Genomic DNA, 23322 nt, shown 5'->3' on the forward strand with positions numbered 1-23322 from the left:
AGTCTCAGTCTCAGTCTCAGTCTCAGTCTCAGTCTCAGTTGATTCTTTACTTTACAGTGAGCGGCAAACCAGCAATTGCCAAGGTGACGCTATCAGCTCGCTCGGCTAATGCCTGATGAAGCCAACCTGCCGCATCCACAAATTCCCGCGATAACTGCCCAAGGGGCACAATACCCGAACCGACTTCATTACTGACAAAAATCCAAGGTGGGGTATTACCGTTAGCGAGAGTACGCCTCTGATCGATACATTGCAGAAGCGCCCCTTGCTCACGTTCCAAAACGCCCTGATGAAGACAGTTGCTCAACCACAAAGTGAGGCAGTCCACCAGTACACAGTGGGACTCAGGAGCTGTAACCAGAGCCTCTGCCAGTGCAATAGGTTCTTCCAAGGTCTGCCAGCGATGATCCCGGTCTTCCCGATGTCGAGCAATACGGGTAGACATTTCTTGATCGCCCGCGGTAGCCGTTGCCAGGTAGGTAAGTCCACCATCGCTACTGCTGCTTAGCCACTGCTCCGCTCGCTGTTGCGCGAGCCGGCTTTTTCCACTGCGTGCGCCTCCTAGTACCAGATGCACACCAATGGAACTAGACATCGGCAATCACCAGGGATTTACCGGTTACCGGGTGTGGCATCACCGTGACACTGTAGCCGTAAAGCTGCTGCATATTCTCCGCAGTCAATACATCCTCTGGATTTCCGTAGGCCATACTGCGCCCCTGCTTTAAGGCGAGGATTCTGTCGCTATAGCCGCTGGCATGGGCCAGATCATGGACCGTCATTACCACAGCTACGCCACTTCGCGCGAAGTCTCTTACCGCTCTCATCATTCCATATTGGTGTGCAATATCCAGGCTGGCAGCGGGCTCATCTAATAAGAGGAGCCGCTTTCCCCCATCCTCTGCCCGCCAGACCTGGGCCATCACCCGAGCCAGTTGCAAGCGCTGCTGCTCGCCGCCGGATAATGTTGGGTACAGGCGCCCAGACAAATGACTGACATCCAGCGCTGCCATGGCTTCCAGGCAGATTTCTCGGTCCCGGTCAGTGCCAGTGGAATGCGGAGTTCGACTGAGGGCGACCAGTTCCAGCCCGGTAAAGGCAAATGTCAGTGGGTTATTTTGCGGCAGGACGGCAACTTGCCTGGCTCGATTGCGGGCGGACAACTTTGCAAAAGGACTGCCTTTAAAGTGGACCTGCCCGGAATCCATCCTGACTTCGCCGCACAGGGCACGCAGCAGAGTCGACTTACCCGCGCCATTGGGGCCAATCACACAAACTAGCTCGCCGACATCTACCTCCAGGTTGATATCTTGCAACAGCGGCCGATTATCGACACTAACCGCAACTCCCTCCACCTGTAGCAGAGCCATTAAATTGCCCCCCTGCTTTTACGCAACAAGGAAACAAAAAAAGGCACCCCAATCAGTGCGGTAATCAGCCCTACCGGGATCTCCACCGGGGCAATAATGGTTCGTGCCAGGGTATCGGAAACTAGTAATAAACTGGCTCCAGCCAGGGCAGAAAGCGGCAACAGTTGCCGGTGATCAGGTCCTACCCACAAACGCACTATATGGGGCACTACCAGCCCCACAAAAGCTATACTGCCGGCTACAGCAACCGAAGTGCCCACTCCAGCCGCAACAAGCACTATCAAACGGGTTTTTACCCGCTCCACATCAATACCGAGGTGCCGTGCCTGGGATTCTCCCAATAAAAGAACATTTAGTGAGGTGCCGAAGCGGGACATACTGGCAAGCAAAACGCCCAGCACGGCCAAAACCAGAAAAGCGCGAGGATAGCTCGCTGCATCCAGCCCCCCCATTAGCCACAGGCTCATACGGCGCAGTGTGTCATTATCAGCAAAGTACTCCATTAGCCCGATCAGGCTTGCGGAAAAAGCGGTAACGGCAATCCCCATTAGCAACATGGTGGCCACGGAAGTGCCATTAATACTTTTCGCCACTTTGTAGACCAGTGTCACCGCTAAAAGGCCGCTGAAAAAAGCAGCTATGGATACAACGGGCAAACTCCCAAACGCAGCGGCAACCTCCGCTCCTAGCAGGATGGCCAAACAAGCACCGAGAGAAGCCCCTGCGGTAACACCAATCAGGGATGGGTCAGCTAGAGGGTTTCGAAATAAGCCTTGTAACATTGCCCCGCAGATAGCGAGCACAGCACCCACTCCAGCCGCCAACATGGCTCTCGGTAATCGTATTACCTGAACAATATCCCCAGCGAGCCCACCATCGCCCTGGCCACTGATCGCGGCAAATAGTTGTGAGGGTGAGAGATACACTGCACCTATAGCAACGGCAGCAGAAAAACTAAGGGCAAGTGCTGTGGGCAGTAACCACCAGGCAATATTTAATGCTTTGATACGGGCAACAGTCACTGGGTATCCTCTTGCAGCACTGCCGTCTCCTTAGCTCCCTCAAATTGCTCGAGCCAGTTTCCCTGGATATTCTCGGCAATAGTCTCAGCCAGCCTGTCCAATTGTTGCTGTCGCTGTTCACCCACATCCAGCGGCGTAGCGTCTTTCAATCCACCCCAGGCAAAAAGTGCGCTCAGCGCTTCGGGTGAATCGAACAGCCCATGCACGTAGGTTGCGAATACCTGTCCATCAGCACTTATTGCGCCATCAGGCCTGGAGTCTCCGTCTTTATCACAGATATATACCGCTGGAGTTTGCAGAGCTACACCTTCTGTTATACCACAGTGGATTTCATAGCCATGAACAGGAGTAGCTTCTTTTACTTCATTTTCCAAAGCTAAAAAGCCGGTAATATTTTTCAGTGCTTTGACTGGCTGCAAGCGAGTTGTAAAATCCAGATAACCCAAGCCCGGTTCGTTACCCGGGGTATCCTCTACCCCATCCGGGTCCTGTACCTCGCTCCCCAGCATTTGCAAACCACCGCAAATACCCACGAGTTTGCCGCCGTAACGCAGATGCCGATCCAACTGTGCAGGCCAATCGTTTTCTTTTAAGTAGGCCAAGTCTGCCCGTACATTTTTACTGCCAGGAAGAATAATCCAGTCGCACTGAGGGACTGGTTCGCGGACACTGACAAATTGCAGATCGATATCCGGATGCAACCTCAATACATCGAAATCGGTATGGTTACTAATGCGCGGCAATACCGGCACTACCACTTTCAATCGAGCATCAGCGCCGCTCTGTTGGGTGCTAATGGCATCCTCCGCGTCAAGGTAGAGGTCATGGAGATAAGGTAAGACTCCGAGAACTGGCTTGCCGGTATATTCCTCTAACCAGTCGAGCCCGGGCTGAAGTAATTGCAGCTCGCCACGAAAGCGGTTGATCACAAAACCGACCACACGCTCTCGCTCTGAGGAAGACAGCAATTCGAGGGTGCCTACCAAGTGGGCGAACACACCTCCGCGATCGATATCAGCAATCAGTACAACCGGGCAATCAACGGCCTCGGCAAAGCCCATATTGGCAATATCGTTTTCCCGCAGGTTAATTTCTGCCGGGCTGCCAGCCCCTTCAACTAACACCAGCTCATATTGATCTTCGAGCCGTGCGAAGGAGTCCAGCACTGCATTTTGCGCGGTAGCTTTATAGTGGTGGTAATCCAGCGCCTGCATATTCCCCAACACTTTACCCTGGATAATAACCTGAGCCCCGGTATCTGAAGCGGGCTTAAGTAACACCGGGTTCATATCGCTGTGGGGGTCGATCCCACAGGCCTGGGCTTGCAGCGCTTGTGCCCGCCCTATCTCACCACCATCCACCGAAACGGCACTATTGAGTGCCATATTTTGCGGCTTAAAAGGTGCGACACTGACTCCGCGCTGGGAAAAGTAACGAGCGAGCCCGGCCACCAAAGTACTCTTGCCAGCATCGGAAGTCGTGCCCTGAACCATCAACACGGACATAGTGAAAACAACCTAGTAATCTACGCCTTTGCGGGCTTTGATGCCCGCTTTAAAAGCATGCTTAACATCTTTCACTTCAGATACCGTATCCACTAGCTCCTGTAGCGCACTACCACCACCTCGACCAGTTACCACCAAACTCTGTTCCTGTGGCCGCTGGGCCAGAGTCTCCAATACTTTGGACTCATCTAAGTATTTGTAAGCGAGCATATAAGTGAGTTCGTCCAACACCACTAAGTCATAGGTGGTATCGGTGAGCATTTTTTCTGCCTCTGCCCAGGTTCTCTCTGCAGCAGCAATATCACTGGTGCGATCCTGAGTATTCCAGGTAAAGCCAGTACCCATTTGATAGAGAGTAACTTCCGGGCAATGGTTTTTAAGGAAAAGCTCTTCCCCAGATTGCTGTGCGCCTTTAATAAATTGCACAACGCCCACTTTCTGCCCGTAACCCAGTGCGCGTATCACCATGCCGAAAGCTGAGCTCGACTTCCCTTTGCCATTTCCGGTGAGCAGGACAGCAACTCCACGCTGGATATCGGCTGCTGCAATGTTGGCATCAACCTTCTCCTTGTGTTTTTGCATTGCCTGCTTGTGCTTGACATTTCGTTTTTGCTCGTCTTCCGACATGGCCACCTCGTTCAAGAACCTATAAAAGAAAGTGCTTTAGAAGCTGAATTCCACACCAGCATAACCGGCGAGGCCTGCAGTGTTATAGCCAGTGACTTCCACATAATCTTCGTCGGTAAGGTTTTCACCGCGAACAAATACCGTCGTTGAGTTATTCAGCTGATAACGGACACTGGCATCCAGCACTTGATAATCATCCAGCGAAGAGCCATCGCTATCTACCACATCCGCACTGGAACGCAGGTTCATAATAAGGCTCAAGTCACTGGTAGGCTTATAAGCGAAGCCGAGATTCGCCAAGTGCTTGGGACTGCGGGCTCGGGGAGAATCATCGGCTTCTTCAGCATCGGTGTAGGTGTAGTTGGCAGAGAGCAATAGACTGTCAGTCAATTGCGCTTTGACAACAAACTCAGCGCCTTGGGACACGCTTTCTCCACTGCTTTGCAGGTAACCTGTGTAGTCGACCATATCGAATCCGATTTCATTCTCAATGACCTGTTTAAACAGTACGAACTCCAGGTAGAGAGAGTTTTCACCAAAGTATTCAACACCAAGATCCAGGCCCCGGCTCTCTTCCGGCTTAAGAGGCGGCAACTCTAATGGAGTAAAAGTTAACCAATCGAATGCGGTAGCGTTGTAATTGATTTCATACAGGCTTGGGGCGCGGAAGCCGGTACCATAGCTACTTTTTATCTTTACGGTACCGTTGGCAACATCCTCAAACAAATAGGCTGAGCTGGCGCGGAAGCTATTGAAGCTGCCAAAATCGGAGTTATTGTCATGGCGAAGGCCGAGGGTGATATAAGCCTGATCGGCATAGCTTCCCTGATATTCGGAATAAACTGCCCACTGATCCCGATCCAGGTCTCCCGCAGTATCTTCACGATGCTCTACCCCGTAGACCACCCCATGTTCGCGACTAAACCCGTAGGAACCGGTGAAGTTCAACTTTTCGATATCACCTTCCGCTTCATAAAAGGGCACGCCTTCACTGATATAGGTACGTTGCAAATCAGAACGTGTATAAGCCAACTCCTGCTGACCATCTTCGCCTTTATGAGCTAAGCTGACACGAGCACTTTCCTGGCTGAAATCAAAGTTACAATCATCCTGAGAGGGCCAGCCGCAGCGATCATACTCACCTGAAGCATCGGTATCCCGCGCCACAGCCTCAAGTCGCCACTGCTCAGAGATATTCCAACCTACACGGCCATGCAAGGTTTCATTATCGTAACCGTCGTCATCTCTCAATTCCGTGTCATAACTACTGGTATTAAAACCATCGGTTTCTGCCGCCGCTGCAGAAACAAAATAATCCAGTGCTTCATTGGCTCCGCTAGCGCTGGCATTGTAGCGTTCAGTATCGAAGCTACCGCCCTCAGCTGACACCTCAAAGCGCTGCCCTTCACCCTCGCGGCGAGTCGAGATATCCAGTACACCACCGGCATCGGCTCCGTAGAGCATACCTTGTGGACCGCGTAATAATTCCACGCGCTGCAAGTTGCTGCTCATAATATGTTCAATATGAGCCCCCGCCTGGGTACCGGTTGGGTCAGAAATGTCGATACCGTCTATCTGGACCAAGGTTCTGAAACCGGACTCTCCACGTACCCTTAAGGAGGTTGTCCTGCCCATACCCCCTGTATTGGTAACAGACACGGAAGGCACACTGCGCAAAACATCGGCAAGGGACACCAATCCCCGCTCTTTTAGCTGCTCTTCATCCAATACAGTTACTGAAGTAGCTACCTGGCGCAGCGGCTCGCCCTGACGGGAGCTCACAACAACCACGGTTTCCAGGTCTGGAATTGAAGATTCGGTAACAGTGGATTCAGCAAAAGACGGCGCGCTCATGGCTGACAGTACAGCCAGGCTCAATATAGATTTTTTCAAGTTTCAACCCCTAAGACAAAAGCACATGGGATCGAGGGAGGAATAGCAATGCGGCACGCCGAAGCGCGAAAGATCGTATTGCAAGATGGTAGCCCTCCGCTCCATCGTGTTTAGAAAAGAGGCCGGTATCGGGCTTACCACTCAGAATACAGGTGGATCACCGTTGCGGGGGCAGCGCCGGATTTCCGGACTTCCCGTTTAACCTTCTCAGCCAATTCAGGGCAGAAGGCACCTCTAATCGTGGTCGCGAAACTAGTGGAAAGGCACAGGAAAGTCAACAGAAGCCAAAAAAGACTAACTTTCACGTCATAAGTCATTAGACACCTGGCTCTGGAGCCATTCGAGGGGGTCAGTTCCTCCAATTTTAGATACATCAACTTATTCGGGTTATTTAACCATTAGCGAGATTTTTTTGAGATAACACTCAATAACAATTAACCCACGAAGAAAGGAGGATATAGACAAAAATATGAGAGGTTTTTCTTTGCAAGCACGATTATTACTCAGGGTGATCACAAATTTTATCCGCTGCCTAAGCGAATACTTTCAAGCATGATCGTTAAATAACCATTATTCAGCACTCAAACTCGTACCTATCAGCCCCTTTCCTACAAAAATATAAAAATCACGTCAGCCTGAGTTCAGAGCTCGGCTAAACCAGGTAACTATTTTAGCAAATAGATTAATAAAAGTACCCCTGAGTATATTAACTCGCGAGTCAGACGTACTTTCCCTGCTTGAAACACTAACCATACCTGCTCCTATCCTGGCAGCATTCTACGAACAAGAGGCCATCAGCTATAGGCAAGATATATTAATAAGCCACTCCCTATAACCATTATCAAATACTGCAACCCAATCCGCGAAATATTTATCGGTAAATTGACGAAACAATGAAAACATCGAAGATGCATTTTATTTATGGAGATTACAGCCACTTCCATCATGAATAATTACATTTTTGTCAACTATTCCAGTGAGAGCATGATATAGAGCCGAAGCGCGAAAGATTGCATTGCAAGATGGTAGCACTCCATTCCATTATATTTAAAAAAGAGGCCGGTATTGGGCTTACCACTCAAAATACTGGTGGATCACTGTTGCTTGGTCAGCGCCGGATTTCCGGACATCCCGTTTAACCTTCTTGGCCAATTCAGGGCATAAGGCACCTCTAATCGTGATCACGAAATTGGCGGAAAGGTACCAGAAGGTAAAACAACACTAATCAAATGAGGAGATACAACTGGGAACAGTTTTTATTAAAGCGCCATAATTCAATTTTTAATAGGGGCCTCAAAATAATTCTACAGTATATTGCAGGCATTGATGGTCGCAGACATTAGGCGCAGCATGCAACGAATGCCATCAGGGTCACAGTGCAGCAACTGCGGTCTTCAAGGCTTCCCTATGGGACTTTCGAGGCATCACAAAATTGTCCACCCCCTAGATATTCATGTGGAAGCACTAAACCACATGGTTTTTAGAGCCTATCACTCCCAGTCCTTGATCATAGTCTCTACCCAGATTGCCATTTAAAACTACCCGGAGTATTGATCTTAAAGGAATTCAAAAAGTATTACCTGAGGCGACAAGTATCAGACAAGATAATTACACCCACTAATTCTCAATATCTATATAGGACAACCGACACTAAACATTTCCATATAAATATTAAAAATCAACACCAGCACTTCCCGGACAAGACTAACCTCATAGACCAAGGGAAACATCCAAAGACTTATAAAAAAATATAATTACAATAATCTCAAAACTCCAAATAAATATTTGAAAGAAACAACCACATAAAGCAGAATTGTTGCTGTAATAACAGCCACCCACTTTAACCACAAAACTGCATTGAAGACCCTAAACAAACCATTTCAGGACACCTAAAAAACAAGGATAAATTAAACCCACTAATACCCTATTACATGGAAGGAATCATCAATGAATATCAAATTTTCCAAGTCTTTGACTGTGCCCATCTACTTAATGGTAAGCACTTCAGCCGTTATATTTTCCCCTCAATCACTTGCCGTTGAATGTTTTGATACTATTAATTCACCTACCACTCTTACAGAAAATTTACAATGTGAATTAACACCAGAAAACCCTTACGCTTTAACCATTACCGGCCCCTCAGGAAACCTGTATATGTCAGGTGATGGCGGAATCACATGCGTCGGCGAAGCTGGAGAAACTGGACAATTTGGTATAATGGTTGAGGGTACCTCTCGTCAAGTTATCGGTGGGAGCGTAGAGAATTGTCCAGGGGGCATTCTGGTAGCCGGCTCCGGCTTACACTCAATTCTTCACACACAAATCACTAATTTTCTCCTCGATGACGGAATCAGAGCAGAGAGTAATAACAATCTAATACAGGGCAATATTATTACTAGTAATGGGGTGGATGGTGATGATGGCATAGATGCCAGTGGCGACTTCACTACAGTAACACAAAATATAATTAATGGGGCAGGTGACGAAGGCATCGAAATTAATGGCGCCTCAGCCTCTATTATCCAAAATTATACTGCAGGCAGTGAAGATGACGGAATTGATCTAAACAGATCAGGAGCAACCATATCATTCAATATTTCTGAAAACAATGATGGTGGCGGAATCGTCATTAATGGAAACAACTCTTATATATCCCAAAACATTGCCTCCAATAATGGTGATGATGGTATTGAGATCTCCGACAGCGGCTCTAGCAATACAATCCTCCAAAACACAGTCCAATATAATGGTGACCAGGGAATATATATAGAGCAGTCAGGAAGTGTCGACAATGTAATTCGAGGCAATATATCTACAGACAATGTTGGTTTCGACTTGCTGGACCCATTTGCCGATCCCACCTGCACTAATTTAAATAATACTTGGAGCTCCAATACAGCCAATACTTCCGACCCTGACTGTCTTCGATTCCTCTAGCGTATCAAATAAGTGTACTTGCAGATAATCCCTACATTTACAGCGTGGGCGATCGATCATGGGGGTAGGCAGTGGAAAAAAGAAATTTAATAGCCGTGGATTGGCAGCTTTGAGAGTTATGTATATTAGACAAGCCTACCCCCTAAATACAGATACATTCAACTCCAAAAGAGCGACAATGACCCGAATAAAATCGATAACAATAACCACCCTAAATCTACTGAACATTGAATAAAATACACAAACGTGCAATATAGCTGTAACACTAACCACATGTTCCGGATCATTCGATGTGGAAAGCAAACTCCCACTATCCCCCAAACACCAATCTGACAAGTCTGTCATGAGGCGACCATGGCGGTATTACTTGTAGCCAAGGTCGTCAGGCCCGTAGAGGAGGCAAGCGCTTAACCAGAATTACCCAATTTTTCTGGGAGGGACCTAAACAACACCACATTACGAAGTTGGGCTTTTGACGAATATACCAAACTAAAGAAATTAAGACCATCTTCGAAATCGTGAAATCCAATTTCACTTTCTTTAGGCAGTGGATAGTCGCCTCCAGCTTCGAGAATCCCAAAGCCCAACTGAGCTGCAGAATATATCCACCCTCTTCAGGTGTGGCTGCACTCCAAATATAACTGCGTATCCAACATTAACGGAACCTTCGCACTACTCAATTCACGATAAAATACCACCTCAAAGGCAACTCAAACTAAGCTATTGACATTGCTCTAGGTCACTAATGTTGACATTCCGCAATGACCTACAAACATTCTTTATTCATCCAAAATTATATTAAAACCACCATAGATCAATCTTTTACCATCAAATGACATAGGGCTTAGCCCTGAAGTCACCCTTGGGTCATCTATAATCGCCCCAGTATCACGAACTTGTTTGGATAGCCAAGCAACCCAGGAGAGCACTATAACTTCATTCTCTGCACATTTTATAGGCACTGAAATGATGATTATTTCACCATCCAATACATTATCCCCTCAGACCTCAACAATTTTTAACGCCCCTTACTCTTTAAACACCCCAGCAGCAATTATTGCATACTCAATATATTCTTCTTTGTTTGCTGTAGGCACTCCTCCTGCAAACCAATCCGTATACGACACTGCAAATGCCTGCTGATAACCACTTCAGACAAAGTACTTGCCACTAATATTAGTTACCTGCAGTCTTCAAATGATAAAATTAATACTGTATATTTTGGCCTAGAATGCCAACATTCAGTCATTTAACTCTACTCAAGCTAGACGTAGCACGAAAAACATAAAGATATATTCTTTCTTTGAGTTATTTTCCAAATTTTACTTGACTCCCACCAAGTTAAGTCAAGAAAGTCACATTAATGTTCCCCATTAGTTCGAGGCTACAAAAACTATATTCTCGTCAAATATAACTTACTTGAACCTATAACATCACAACGATTTGATTGCTTTTGATACAAAATCAGACTCGAAAGGATAGTCAAATTTCGAATTGCTTTTTAGGAAGAAGGTTTAAAATTGACAAATTAATATTCAAGCTCAACTTTTCATAACCAATTCAGTCGCAACTCCATTCAAGTGATAGGGAGAAGCTGAGATTAGAAACACCAAAAATCTATCAAAAAATCACTAATTCATGAGATTAAACCCTGAAACTAGCTCAAATGGTACCAGGGTTTAGATCGGCTAACCCTAGATTCCACAAAAATCAAGAGACCAATTTTTGTTGGCTAAACAACTTTTAAGTGGTTTATAATTTCCGGACCCGAAAATTACAAATAATGGGGATAAAGGGTATTTTTTAATGAACAAAAAGATGTTTAAACTTTCTGCAATTCAAGCGGCTTTTTTATTAACATTGTCAGGGTGTGTGAACGATAACAAGTCGTCTAAACCTGAAGATGTTCCGCCAACCGCTAAAGATGTAACGATTAAAGGGGCAAAGCAGTGGATTCCCGCATCCGGTAATCTACAAGGGTACGATCAAGATGGGGATTCTTTAACCTATAGTTTTTATGAGGGTGATGAGTCTATCGAGTCAGTTGAGGGTATCTATACATTCAGTCATGGTCAGATGACATTAGATGGCAATGAATTTGAATATACTTCATTCTCGGGGGAAGAGGTTTCAATTGGTTATACGGTAACCGCAAATAGTGCATCTGCCTCTGCGACAATTGAAATAACAAATGTCGCAAACGACCCTTTAGCCTATCAGCAATGGCACTTACGAAACACAGGCCAAAAAGCTTACTCCCTCAGCGATGAAATGAAGCAAGGCCTTGTAGATTTAGAGATTTATACAGCTGCGGAAGCTGATGACAGATTTGAAGAAGCTGAAGCTGAAGAGCTAGTTGCCGGCGAAGATATGAATGTTTTAGCAGCATACTCTCAAGGTGTAACTGGTGCAGGCGTAACGGCTGTTGTTGTGGATTCAGGCTTAGAAATTCGCCATGAAGATCTGATCGATAACGTGCTGGCAAATCGCTCTCTCAACCTAGATGAATCAGCAGCTGACAGAACAGACCCGACAAGCCTATCCAATAGCGGAGATCATGGTACTAGTGTTGCCGGTCTCATCGCAGCTAAAGGCTGGAACAATATAGGTAGCCGTGGGGTGGCCCCAGATACAGGGCTTATCGGCATGAACTACTTAGGTAGTGATAAAATAGAGCAAACTGATCTATTGGCGCACGGATTTCCTGGTAGTGGTATTTCTATAGATGAGGAAATTTCAGCGTTTAACCGCAGCTATGGTATTACCTACCCAGCTTCTATTGCTTACTCTGCTTTAGATGAAGCCATTGAGTCTTACCCCAACCTTACTCTTCGAAGCGGAAAAGGCGCTTTGAACATGAAGTCAAGTGGCAACTCTTTTGAGGACGGCCGTGGTGAGGGCTCATTATGCGCTGATAATGGGGCCAATGAGCTGGGTCTAACCTGTTACAACTCTGCATTCCAGCCCAGTCACGGTCACCCTTATTACCTGAATGTTGCAGCAGTAAACGCTAACGGAAAGCATACGAGCTACTCGACAGCCGGGGCAAGCATGATGGTATCAGCTCCTGCAGGAGAGTTTGGTCGCTACGCTCCCGCCATGGTAACCACGGATCAAATGACATGCATTAATGGTTATTCTGGATTTAATGGTGGGACAATAAGCGCCTGGAGTGAATACTACGGTGAGGACTTCGCAGCCAGCCAATTCCCATTCAACTATCCGGGCCACCCAGAGAATGCAAGCTGTAACTATACCTCAACCTTCAATGGAACATCTTCTGCTGCGCCAAACGCATCAGGTGTTGTGTCTCTGATCCTATCTGCAAATCCAGAGCTGACTTGGCGAGATGTCAGGCACATCCTGGCCTCGACAAGTACTGTAATTGATACAGAAGATGCAAAAGTTGAGCTTACGATTGGAGAAGGAACTTTTGTTGCTCATGATGGCTGGATTGAAAACGCTGCTGGTTATTACTTTAACAATTTGTATGGCTTTGGTCGCGTTGATGCAGGTGCAGCTGTTGCTATGGCTTTAAGCTACTCAGAGAATCTTGGTGAGCAAATTGTCACTGATTGGCAAGGAGTAGGCTCAACCATCGGTGATTCAGCACTGGGAGCAACAATTCCAGACAATAGCGCAACAGGCATTAGCCAGCAAATCGAAGTGACTGAAGACATTATTATCGAAGCAATGCAGTTCGAATTTGTTGTTCGCAATGACCACATGGGCGCTATATTAAATGATAGCCTATTGACATCAGCTGGTAACGATTTGGCTCTTGAGGTAGTTTCTCCTTCAGGTACTAGAAGTGTTTTACTTTCTTCTAAACAGGCGTTACTAGATGCCTCTTACAGCTTTGAAACTGGATATAGCTATGGCTATATTTTAGATGGTGCCGTGCTTCTTTCTAATGCCTTCTACGGGGAAAATGCTAAAGGAACCTGGACTATCAGAGCATTAGATACCGGTGAAACAAATATCGATTTCTCAAATACAGATAACTACTGGGGGGCTACCGGCCTTATCAATAATCCAGTTGAAAGTGTGTTAGAGGGAGTATCACTAAGAACCTTTGGACGCGCTGTACAATAAGAAGGACAACACAATGAAGCTTAATATATTAATGACACTAACAGCTGCGGTATGTTTATCTGGCATAGTACAAGCTAGCGATATTGACAAAGAGTTAAATGTAGAAAGCAAAGAGATCAAGGTCACAAAGCTAAGAACTAGCACTGCTGATTTTGGCATCTTTAAAATCGAAAGATCACTGTCAAGCGTCCCCACAGCGATTGCTGCGCCAGAACGTATTGTTTCAACAAAAGGTGAAATGGCTATAGTGGATATTGCTGACGACTCTACAACTGATGTTGTTGGCAAAGGTACGGTAGTACGAAACACTATGACTAATGAGTTAACAACATTAACTGGCAATATAACAATTTTACTAGACAAAAATGTAAGCGCATCAGAAGTAGCCTCTGTAGCTAACATGGAAGTGTTATCAGTATTTCCTGGTACTGACATTGCCATCCTGAAAGTTAAAGAAGGCAATGATTTACTGGAAGCCTTTAATGTAATTAAAGAATCTGGCCTAGCTATTGAAAGCCGAGTGGAAGTTACAGAGACCATAAATGAAGCACAATAGTTAAAACTCAATTTAAATATTTATTTCTGACTCTGATATAAAAGGCGTCACCTTCTAGGTGATGCCTTTTATAAAATCCCCGGATTAAGATCTAGATCTTCTTTCTGAAAAAAAGCTATATCAGGCAGACTCTACTTCACCATGCACCCTGGATTGAGCGTTTGCTCTAGCCTTTTCATGTACTGGTAGCGCGATGGGTGCCTGTTGAGTTTGCCCAGTAGCCATGACTACAGTACTCCCATGGCGTGCAGCAGTTACCAGCGCATCATTATCTGCAATGGCAGTCATAAAGCGCAACGCTTCGTCTGCGCTGGTACCAGCGCTGGTAAGAACCTTAATAGCCTCGGCTGCACTTTGTGCATATACCCGTCGTGCCTCCCCCATTTTCTCCATACGAATCTTTACGGACTCGCCATCAGCTTTAGCCTTACCCACTTCGCGCTCCCGAATCGCCTCAGCCTCGTAGGTAGCGGCCTGCTTCTCCCGCTGCATTTCCATAACTTTGTTAGCCTGAACCTCTACCGACTTGGGTAGCCGCGGCTCATCTGATAATACATCGACAATCTCTACACCAAAGTCGTGGAAAAATTGGCGAAGGCGCCCCTTGGCTTTATCAGCTATATGTTCTTTTTTGTTATAAACGTCTTCAAGTTCAATGCCGTTGGCAACAGGGATAGCTGCATCTGTCGCAAAAGACTTCAGTTGTGCCTGGTAATTCTCTAAATCATATAGAGCTTTGTATGCAAGCTGCACATCCGACGATACCTGGTGCTGAACCTTAAGAATCAAACCAAAAGTGACATGATTACTGGTCTTTAGACTCAACTCAACGGGGGTTTCATGTAGAGCCGTTGAAGCTTTTTTGTCTACCCAGGAAAGGTAGGGAATAATCAAGTTGAAACCAGGGGTGGCAGTTTTCCAATATTTACCAAGAAATAGCACAAAGTGGTACTGTTTCGGTTCCACTATCACAATGGACTTAGCTAACAAAAAAATTACTACAGCTCCAAGTATCGCAGGCCAAAAAAGTAAAAGGGGAAAGAGTTGTTCCGGCATATTTTAAAAATCCAGTCAGAATAAATTATATAAGATGTGCAAACTCTCTTATTCAGCAAGGGGTAACCAATGGATACGCAAATATACCCACTATACTAAGAGCATTCACCCACAGCTTACATCAACTACAACATGCTGGCCACAAAGCTACTGTCCAAAACCCAACTGTAAGTCTACTACCCCCCAGTAGGGTAAAAGCAAATGTAAAGAACTTCACTAAACCCGCTACAGACCAATAAACAACAATTTTTCTGGAAAAACCCTTAAATTAAAACCCGCACCAATAAAACTATTGTTAGTACAACTTACCATCACTTAACTATTCTTCTGCAACAAAGTATCCAAAATCAAATCTACAGTCATTTATCTTTAAGCAATTGTTTTTTGCGATTCAAGCCTATTCAAGTTACTTTACATGATATGGATGGGCTTTAAAAAGGAGGTACTTTGTGCCGGCTACAGAGCTCTCCAGAGTATTAGGTGCAGAGGAGGCTATGTTCACCGAGTTGGCAAGGCGAACTTGCGGGGGGACATTAGTAATCTCCTTTATCAAAGTACTCACCCCTCTTAGCGTTGAAAAATTAATAAGTGGTTTCGCATCGGCACATAAAATCTACCCACTTCTACAGGCAAGAGTTGAGTCCGGCAACAAGCTTCGATGGCGCTGCGACGTACCATTCGAGTCAATTCCAATTGAGGTTCGAAAATTGAAGGAGCCTCTTGATTTCGAGGCTGAATTCAATCGTCGGGGGAAGACGGGCCTTGATGTTGAAAAATGCACATATACACTTTCCTTCTATATTAATTCCAATGACGAAGCTGAATGGATCTCACTGGTCAGCAGCCACGCAGCTTTGGATGGCCGATCAGTGATGACTTTATTCTGTATTTTAGACATATTCTTTAAAGATGAAGGAACATTCAGGTTGGGCGGGCAACCACTTTACGAAGCTGTCGAAAGCTACTTTAGTTCCTCTAAATACTTTGCCCATGAAAAACCATCACCTCAAAAAGATGAACTCTTTAATTGGCCCGTAGAGGAACCTGCTTTTGCAGCAGAACGTGAAGGTCACGCTATATATCGACAATTTCCGATTGCAGAAATTTCACAACTGGTAAAAATAGGGAAAACCCACAAGGTAAGGCCAAGCGCCCTGTTTTGTGCCATTGCAATTCAAGCATCCAAAATATTACCCAACCATAAAGATTGGATAAAGATTTTACTACCCGTGGATGTTCGTGAACTCTGCGGCACTGAAATTGGATTAAGTGCAGTAGGTGCTTTTTCATCAGCAACCACTCTTGAAATCATGCCCAATATAGATATAGAAGATACTTGGCAACTAGCGCGTCACTTACAGATTGAGCTTGATAAACAGGCGGAAGAAGGAGAACCATTCAAGTTCATGTTCCCCAAGAAATATAAACTCGAGGATATTATTGAATGGGCTCAGGACTACGAGAAAAAGAAATCTGTCTTTTCTGAAGGAATGTGTATATCTAATGTAGGCAGTATGAAAGCGCTTGGCACGGCAATGAAGCACTTCGAAATCATCACGGCAATTCCATTTCAAACACATGGGGCTCACCCTATCTCACTACTAACCTATTCAACGGTACGTAATTCTGTATTTATATTTTCATACTGTGACCCACTCACAAAACGAGATAGCGTTTTGAATTTTGCAGAAAAATTCATCAACACGATCAAGAGGCTTTTAGAACCTGAGAACTAACCCTTGACTTGAAAAAACGAACAAAAGCAAAAGTAAAGCAAAGGCGCCCACTACTCCCTAATCAGCCGAGGCTACACCCAAACAATTTCACCTTATGTACGATTCTCCAACAAAGAATCAATTGGTCACAACAAGTGACCACCAAAAATCAATGCAAGGAAATATTAGTAACGCCAACCAAGCGCAGCCAGTCATATCACATGAATCTCCCGAATTTCTCCAATCATCAATTTTAACCTAATAAACCATCCAGAATTCAGCACTTATCTTTCATAATGTAACCTACCAAAAGGAGACGACCTTACTAGCTTTATCGAAAGGCGCACATATATTCTAAAGGAACTATTGCCCCACACCCCCACTCAAGTAATGCACCTCAAACCAGTCAGAATTAGATCAAACCACGACAAATCTTAACCAACACTTATGTATTCCGAACATCTATATGTAGATAAGCAAGCAACATTTAGGCATCAATATTTTTGCATCTTAACTTCTATTTTATTAAGTTTGACATTAAGTCAATCTGTTCTTGGAAAGAGAACCTATGTCCAGCCCAGAACTATCCAGGGTGCTGGGGCCTGAAGAAGCATTATTTACCGAGCTAGCCAGGAGAACTTGCGGGGGAACCTTGCTGGTTTCCTTTTATAAAGTTCTAATTCCACTGAGTGTTGAGCAACTTAAAACTGCCTTTTCTTTAATCCATAAAATTTACCCCCTTCTACAGGCTCGTGTTGAGTCAACTGAGCAACTGCGCTGGTATTGCGATGTACCCTTTGAGGATATCCCTATAGAAATAAAAGAGCTTTCAACACCCATTAATATTGAGTATGAATATACTCGCAGAGGTAAAACAGGACTCAATGTTGAAGCATGTACATATACTCTTTCCTTCTATCTAAATTCACTCGGTAAAGTCGGCTACATATCTATGGTCAGCAATCATGCTGCATTGGACGGCCGGTCTGCCGGGATCATATTCTATATTTTAGATTTGTATTTTTTGGATCAAGGAAGATTCAGGTTAGATAGACAGCTGTTATACAACCCAGTTGAGACCTACTTTGATTCAAGCAAGCATTTCTCCAACCAGCAAACATCTGGAATTAAAGAAAATTTATTTAAATGGCCAGTAGAAGAAGCCGCTTTTGTTACTGAACGGGAGGGCCATATTTTATATCGCAAATTTCCTATGGAGGAACTCTCTCACGTTGCAGCTATTGGCAGAAAACACAAAGTAAGACCTAGTGCGCTTTTTTGTGCTATTGCCATCCAGGCATCAAACATACTGCCAAATCACAGAGAGTGGATCAAAATCTTATTACCCATGGATGTCCGCGACCTATGCGGTACCGGAATCGAATTAAGCGTTATTGGTACATTTTCTGCAGTTACTACTCTTGAGGTTACACCAGATATCGATATCGAGAACACCTGGGAGCTGGCAAAGCACTTACAGACTGAACTTGATCGGCAGGCAGCGTCCGGTGAATATTGTAAGTTTAACTTTCACAAGAACTATGATTTAGGGAGTATTATAGAGTGGGTTGAAAAGTACGAAACCAACAACCCCTACTTTCTTGAAGGGTTATGTGTATCCAACTTGGGTAACCTGGAATCCCTGGGTGTGCACATGAATTTTTTTGAACCCATCATAGGTACCTCACTCCAAACTCATGGCGCCCATCCAATATCATTGAGCACTTATTCAACAGAAAAAAGTTCCGTTTTTGTCTTTTCATACTGTGAGCCACTGACAAAAAGAAATAACGCTTTAAATTTTGCTAAAAAATATATCAACACTCTAAAGAATTTGATATGAATCAGCTCCACATAAACTAGGCGTCTCAAGCTATCGAATCACTTTCAGTATGTACCACTCCCCAAAAAAACACAGCCCCATAAAAGCAATACATTTAAACCATACGCAGGCTATATATTAGACACTATGATTATCTTACAGACTCATAGGGGAGTTTATTAGGACGCCGAACGACCTGCACTCATACCTTTTGTTTAGAGCGTCACTAGGAGGCAATAAATTAACTGAATCTTGCCTCATTGGTTCTCCACCTACTTCACCTCTTTTGTGAGGTGAAGTAGGCAGAAACATCTACTTAATAGCGTTTTTAATCATCTCTTCCCCTCCCCTGCCATGCACAATCCGATACAGTAGCGGAAGTACAAACAGAGTTAGAAGTGTGGAAGAAATAATCCCCCCAATCACAACCGTGGCCAGGGGCCTTTGTACCTCTGCGCCGGTACCCACATTCAATGCCATAGGCACGAACCCCAAGCTGGCGACCAGAGCAGTCATCAGTACAGGACGAAGACGAATCATTGCTCCGTCAATAATCGAAACCAAAAGCTCACCGCCCTGTTGCCGCAGCTGACGAATAAATGACAGCATTACCAGGCCGTTTAAAACCGCAACACCAGAAAGGGCAATAAACCCAACCCCTGCAGAAATCGATAGAGGCATACCGCGCAGCCATAGAGCTAGCACCCCGCCAGTTAGCGCTAAGGGAACTCCTGTAAAAATGATCAAGGCATCCTTGAATGAGCCGAAAGCCATTACCAGAAGACCGAGGATTACCAAAAGCGTCAGCGGGACAACGATAGAAAGACGCGTACTTGCAGATTCCAGTTGTTCAAATGTACCTCCATATACCAACCAGTAACCGGCAGGCAAAGACACCTGTTGCTGGATTCGGGCTTTTGCCTCCTCTACAAAAGATCCTAAATCGCGATCGCGTACATTCGCGGTTACCACTACACGGCGCTTGCCATTTTCACGACTGACTTGATTGGGAGCCGGTGTCATTTCAAGATTGGCTACTTCAGACAAGGGCACATAGCTACCTAGCGGGCTACCAGCGGGTAAAGGTACAGGTAAGTCACCAAGGTTTTCATAGTCCCGGCGCAGACCTTCCGGCAGCCTTACTACCAATTGGAAGCGACGGTCACCCTCATAAATCAGCCCTGCAGATTCCCCACCAATTGCGGTTGATACCAAGTCCTGTAGGGTTTTCAGGTCGATACCATAGCGGGCAAGCGCTATACGCTTGGGGACTACAGAGAGAACTGGCAGACCTTCAACCTGCTCTACTCGAGCATCGGCTACACCCTCAATCCCATTTAACACTCCCAGGATTTGATTAGACGAAGCGACCAGCTGGTCCAGGTCATCACCAAATACTTTGATGCCTAGATCTGCACGCACACCAGAAATCAACTCGTTGAAACGCATCTGGATTGGCTGGGTAAATTCGTAGTTATTACCTGGAAGCTCTCGAACGGCTGCTTCGATTTCTGCCACCAATTGCTCCTGAGGCAGTTTTGGATTGGGCCATTGATTTCTGGGTTTCAGGATCACAAAGTTATCAGCCACATTCGGAGGCATTGGATCTGTAGCTACCTCTGGAGTACCAATTTTTGCAAATACCTTGTCTACCTGGGGGAACGCCTTAATGCGCTGCTCCAGTAGACGCTGCATTTCCACCGACTGCTCAAGGCCAGTCCCCGGAATACGTAAAGCGTGTAGTGCAATATCGCCCTCATTAAGCTGAGGGATAAACTCAGAACCGAGAGTAGTAGCTAGCCAACTACAAAACAGTACTAAAGCAAGAGCCCCTGATAGTACCAGCCAACGCACTTTCATTGCGGCAATTAAAAGCGGCTTGTACAGTGACTTAGTAGCAACAATCACCTTATTTTCTTTTTCACTGACTTTCCCGGTGAGAAAAACAGCAACTGCTGCAGGTACTACGGTGAGAGAAAGAACCAATGCAGCCAATAACGCCATAACCACAGTAGCGGCCATAGGGTGAAACATCTTTCCTTCGACGCCAGTCAGTGTGAACAAAGGAATATACACCACCGTGATAATCAACACTCCAAAAAGGCTCGGGCGAATCACTTCATTGGTGGCCTGGAATACCAGCTCCAGTCGCTCTTGCAGAGGTAACTTACCGCTCTTGCGCTGTTGGGCTTCGGCGAGCCTGCGAATCGCATTTTCTACGATAATTACAGCCCCATCGACAATCAGACCGAAATCGAGCGCACCGAGACTCATCAGGTTGGCAGAAACACCGGTTTGCACCATACCAAATATAGTGGCAAGCATGGACAGCGGAATCACAGCGGCCGTAATAAAGGCAGCCCGAATATTTCCAAGTAGCAAGAACAGCACGACGACTACCAGCAACGCACCTTCAATAAGGTTTTTCTGTACTGTAGCGATGGCTTTGTCCACGAGCGTCGTGCGATCGTAAACCGCTTCCACCTTTACACCTTCAGGTACAGTGGATTTTACTTGCTCCAAAGCTACCGCCACATTGCGCGCCACCTCGCGGGAGTTTTCCCCCACCAGCATCATAGCGGTGCCCAAAACGGTTTCTTCACCATCTCGCGTAGCAGCACCGGTACGCAGCTCTTTACCAATAGCCACTTCAGCAACATCAGAAATTTTAACCGGCACCCCGGATCGGCTGGTAATTACTACGTCTTCAATTTCTCCGATATTCTGTAGTTGTCCCGGTGAACGCACTAACAGTTGGCGTCCATTATTTTCCAGATAGCCAGCACCTCGACTTTCGTTGTTGCGACGCAAAGCCTCGGCAATATCCTCCATAGATACGCCGAAGTTAAGCATCTGGCGGGGGTCCGGTGTTACGTGATATTGCTTGTTATAGCCACCGATAGTATTTAGTTCCGTAACCCCCGGAACGAGAGACAATTGCGGTTTAATAATCCAATCCTGAATCTCCCGCAGTGCAGTGGCGTCGTAGGGCTGGCCATTGGGCTGGGTTGCTCCGGGTAAAGCCTCCACGGTATACATAAAGATCTCACCGAGCCCGGTGGCAATGGGCCCCATTTCCGGCTCCAACCCCGGGGGCAGATTGCTCTCGATGGTACCCAGACGACTGTTTATTAAGTTTCGCGCAAAATAGAGATCTGTCCCCTCTTTGAAAACCACGGTCACTTGGGATAGCCCGTAGCGCGAAATCGAACGGGTGTACTCCAAGTTGGGAAGTCCGGCAAGTGCCGCCTCTACCGGATAGGTGATTCTCTGTTCAGCTTCTAAAGGCGAGTAACCAGGTGCTTCAGTATTAATCTGCACCTGAACATTGGTGATATCGGGGACCGCATCAATAGGGAGTTTCTGGTAACTCCAAACCCCGAGCCCCACCAGAATAAAAATTAGGGACAATACGAAATAACGCCGCTCAATGGAGAAGCGCAGGATGCTTTCAATCATCTTCTGGCCTCAATTAATGGTGGTGAGCAGCGCCGGATTTCTCTATATCCGCCTTGATTAAGTAACTGTTTTCAGTGACGTAGCGGTCTCCAGGGTTGAGTCCACTTAATACCTCTGTAACCCTGCCATCGGTCCGCCCAAGTTCCAGTGGGCGAATCTCATAAGCATCCCCTACTTTTACAAACACAACGGTCCAATTGCGGAAGGGTTGTAGCGCTTGATTTTCCACCACTAAGGGCGCAGGACTCTCATGGGTGACCACATCTCCTTGAACCATCAGGTCTGTTGTCCAAATGTCCTCTGGATTCTCAATCATCGCGCGGGCTATTGCGAAAGGCGTGCCATTGCCCCCCGGTGCCAAGCTGACAATTGTCGAATCAAATGAGAGCCCATCGGCGGTAATAGAAACTTTTTGCCCGCGAGCAATTTGTCCCCGGCGAGTGGGGAATACTTGAAGCTCTGCCCATATTTGCTTGTAGTTCGCAATCGTAAACAATACCCGATCACCGCTAAACTCCCCTCGACTGGCCTGTTTATCGATAATCTGACCGCTGATAGGCGCTATCAAGGAATAAGTCTGCAAGCTGTCATTGGACTCAATTGTTGCCAGCTTTTCTCCTTTCTGTATTGAATCCCCCAACGCTTTCTCAATCGTGACAACCGTGCCTGGATAACGAGCACGAACATGACTGAGACTGCGATGATCGATAGTAGTTTTACCGTAAAGGGTAATACGCTCTTGAATGACACCAGGTGCGGCTATCGCAGTTTTAATGCCGGCCTTTTCCGCCGTACTTTCATCTATCTTTACTCTTCCTTCATGTGATTCAAACTGCCATTTGGCACGGCCTCGCTTGTGAATCAAAGAGAGCTCAATGTCGAATGAATGGGGTTCAGCCAGATGTTCTTGGCTGCGCCAGTAATCAATATTTGTATCGCGGTATAAGGCAATATGTTGCGATTCGCCCCCAAGTCGAACCAGGGTTAGGGTCAATTCTGCATTGTCTAGCGCTTTTCCGCCTTCCTGAATCCATACGCGAAACTCAGCCTTACCACTCCGCTCTACCAGAGCCAGCTCAACCACAAGATCCCCCTGCTCTAAGAGGCGGCCCCCATGTGGCCCTTTACTTTCTTCTTGATGATGCTCTCCACCGTGGGAGCCACTGGCATAACTAAAATTTGCCACCCACCCTTGAGGTACCAAAAGGATTAGGAACAGCATCGCTAGCTTTAAAGTTCTATTTAATCTGCTCATTTTTAAACTC

15 protein-coding genes and 1 riboswitch are annotated in these 23322 nt (G+C 46.0%); of the genes, 5 read left to right on the top strand and 10 right to left on the bottom strand.

What is annotated here, in order from left to right; translation table 11 throughout:
- Positions 1–46 precede the first annotated feature (46 nt).
- From cobU to ACYX4J_RS11405, 6 genes are read right to left on the bottom strand one after another with little or no spacing between them, the layout of a single operon-like run.
- Positions 47–595 carry a bifunctional adenosylcobinamide kinase/adenosylcobinamide-phosphate guanylyltransferase gene (cobU, locus tag ACYX4J_RS11380; protein WP_475707961.1) on the bottom strand — a complete coding sequence of 183 codons (549 nt, stop codon included), beginning with the start codon at positions 593–595 and terminating at the stop codon, positions 47–49.
- Complete coding sequence (locus tag ACYX4J_RS11385; protein ID WP_475707960.1) at positions 588–1370, bottom strand: heme ABC transporter ATP-binding protein; 783 nt, start codon at positions 1368–1370, stop codon at positions 588–590. The genes cobU and ACYX4J_RS11385 overlap by 8 nt, the downstream gene beginning before the upstream one ends.
- A complete protein-coding gene (locus tag ACYX4J_RS11390; RefSeq protein ID WP_476176632.1) occupies positions 1370–2392 on the bottom strand; it encodes a FecCD family ABC transporter permease in 1023 nt (340 codons plus the stop codon). The genes ACYX4J_RS11385 and ACYX4J_RS11390 overlap by 1 nt, the downstream gene beginning before the upstream one ends.
- Complete coding sequence (locus ACYX4J_RS11395) at positions 2389–3897, bottom strand: cobyric acid synthase (RefSeq protein ID WP_476176633.1); 1509 nt, start codon at positions 3895–3897, stop codon at positions 2389–2391. The genes ACYX4J_RS11390 and ACYX4J_RS11395 overlap by 4 nt, the downstream gene beginning before the upstream one ends.
- 12 nt (positions 3898–3909) lie before the next feature.
- Positions 3910–4524 (bottom strand): cob(I)yrinic acid a,c-diamide adenosyltransferase, encoded by a 615-nt coding sequence (gene cobO, locus ACYX4J_RS11400; protein WP_444917307.1) that lies wholly within the window; start codon positions 4522–4524, stop codon positions 3910–3912.
- Between the two features lie 36 nt (positions 4525–4560).
- Positions 4561–6417, bottom strand: coding sequence for a TonB-dependent receptor plug domain-containing protein (locus tag ACYX4J_RS11405; RefSeq protein WP_476176634.1), 1857 nt, complete (start codon positions 6415–6417; stop codon positions 4561–4563).
- Between the two features lie 103 nt (positions 6418–6520).
- Positions 6521–6668: riboswitch (cobalamin riboswitch) on the bottom strand.
- Positions 6669–8364: 1696 nt separating this feature from the next.
- Here ACYX4J_RS11405 and ACYX4J_RS11410 point away from each other — a divergent pair.
- The gene (locus ACYX4J_RS11410) at positions 8365–9354 is read left to right on the top strand and encodes a right-handed parallel beta-helix repeat-containing protein (RefSeq protein WP_444897490.1); all 990 of its coding nucleotides are present in this window, start codon (positions 8365–8367) and stop codon (positions 9352–9354) included.
- Between the two features lie 779 nt (positions 9355–10133).
- On the opposite strand, the gene ACYX4J_RS11415 is transcribed toward ACYX4J_RS11410, so the two are convergent.
- Entirely contained in the window at positions 10134–10343 is a 210-nt protein-coding gene (locus ACYX4J_RS11415; protein WP_476176635.1) for a DUF1428 family protein, read from the bottom strand.
- Between the two features lie 817 nt (positions 10344–11160).
- On the opposite strand from ACYX4J_RS11415, the gene ACYX4J_RS11420 reads away from it, so the two are divergent.
- Both ACYX4J_RS11420 and ACYX4J_RS11425 read left to right on the top strand, forming a co-directional pair.
- Complete coding sequence (locus tag ACYX4J_RS11420; protein ID WP_476176636.1) at positions 11161–13449, top strand: S8 family serine peptidase; 2289 nt, start codon at positions 11161–11163, stop codon at positions 13447–13449.
- Positions 13450–13462: 13 nt separating this feature from the next.
- Positions 13463–14005: a hypothetical protein gene (locus tag ACYX4J_RS11425; protein WP_475708132.1), complete on the top strand. Its 543-nt coding sequence runs from the start codon at positions 13463–13465 to the stop codon at positions 14003–14005.
- 120 nt (positions 14006–14125) lie between these two features.
- Here ACYX4J_RS11425 and ACYX4J_RS11430 read toward each other — a convergent pair whose 3' ends face one another.
- Positions 14126–15061 (bottom strand): SPFH domain-containing protein, encoded by a 936-nt coding sequence (locus ACYX4J_RS11430; protein WP_475708133.1) that lies wholly within the window; start codon positions 15059–15061, stop codon positions 14126–14128.
- Positions 15062–15510: 449 nt separating this feature from the next.
- Here ACYX4J_RS11430 and ACYX4J_RS11435 point away from each other — a divergent pair, with 449 nt between their 5' ends.
- Both ACYX4J_RS11435 and ACYX4J_RS11440 read left to right on the top strand, forming a co-directional pair.
- Complete coding sequence (locus ACYX4J_RS11435) at positions 15511–16797, top strand: hypothetical protein (RefSeq protein ID WP_476176637.1); 1287 nt, start codon at positions 15511–15513, stop codon at positions 16795–16797.
- A gap of 547 nt (positions 16798–17344) precedes the next feature.
- The gene (locus tag ACYX4J_RS11440; protein WP_476176638.1) at positions 17345–18619 is read left to right on the top strand and encodes a hypothetical protein; all 1275 of its coding nucleotides are present in this window, start codon (positions 17345–17347) and stop codon (positions 18617–18619) included.
- 291 nt (positions 18620–18910) lie between these two features.
- Here the strand turns inward: ACYX4J_RS11440 and ACYX4J_RS11445 are convergent, their stop codons facing one another.
- Entirely contained in the window at positions 18911–22057 is a 3147-nt protein-coding gene (locus tag ACYX4J_RS11445) for an efflux RND transporter permease subunit (RefSeq protein WP_475708136.1), read from the bottom strand.
- A 13-nt stretch (positions 22058–22070) separates the two neighbouring features.
- Positions 22071–23312 carry an efflux RND transporter periplasmic adaptor subunit gene (locus ACYX4J_RS11450; RefSeq protein ID WP_445358229.1) on the bottom strand — a complete coding sequence of 414 codons (1242 nt, stop codon included), beginning with the start codon at positions 23310–23312 and terminating at the stop codon, positions 22071–22073.
- Positions 23313–23322 lie beyond the last annotated feature (10 nt).

It is taken from the genome of Microbulbifer sp. ABM4_008 (assembly GCF_056311705.1).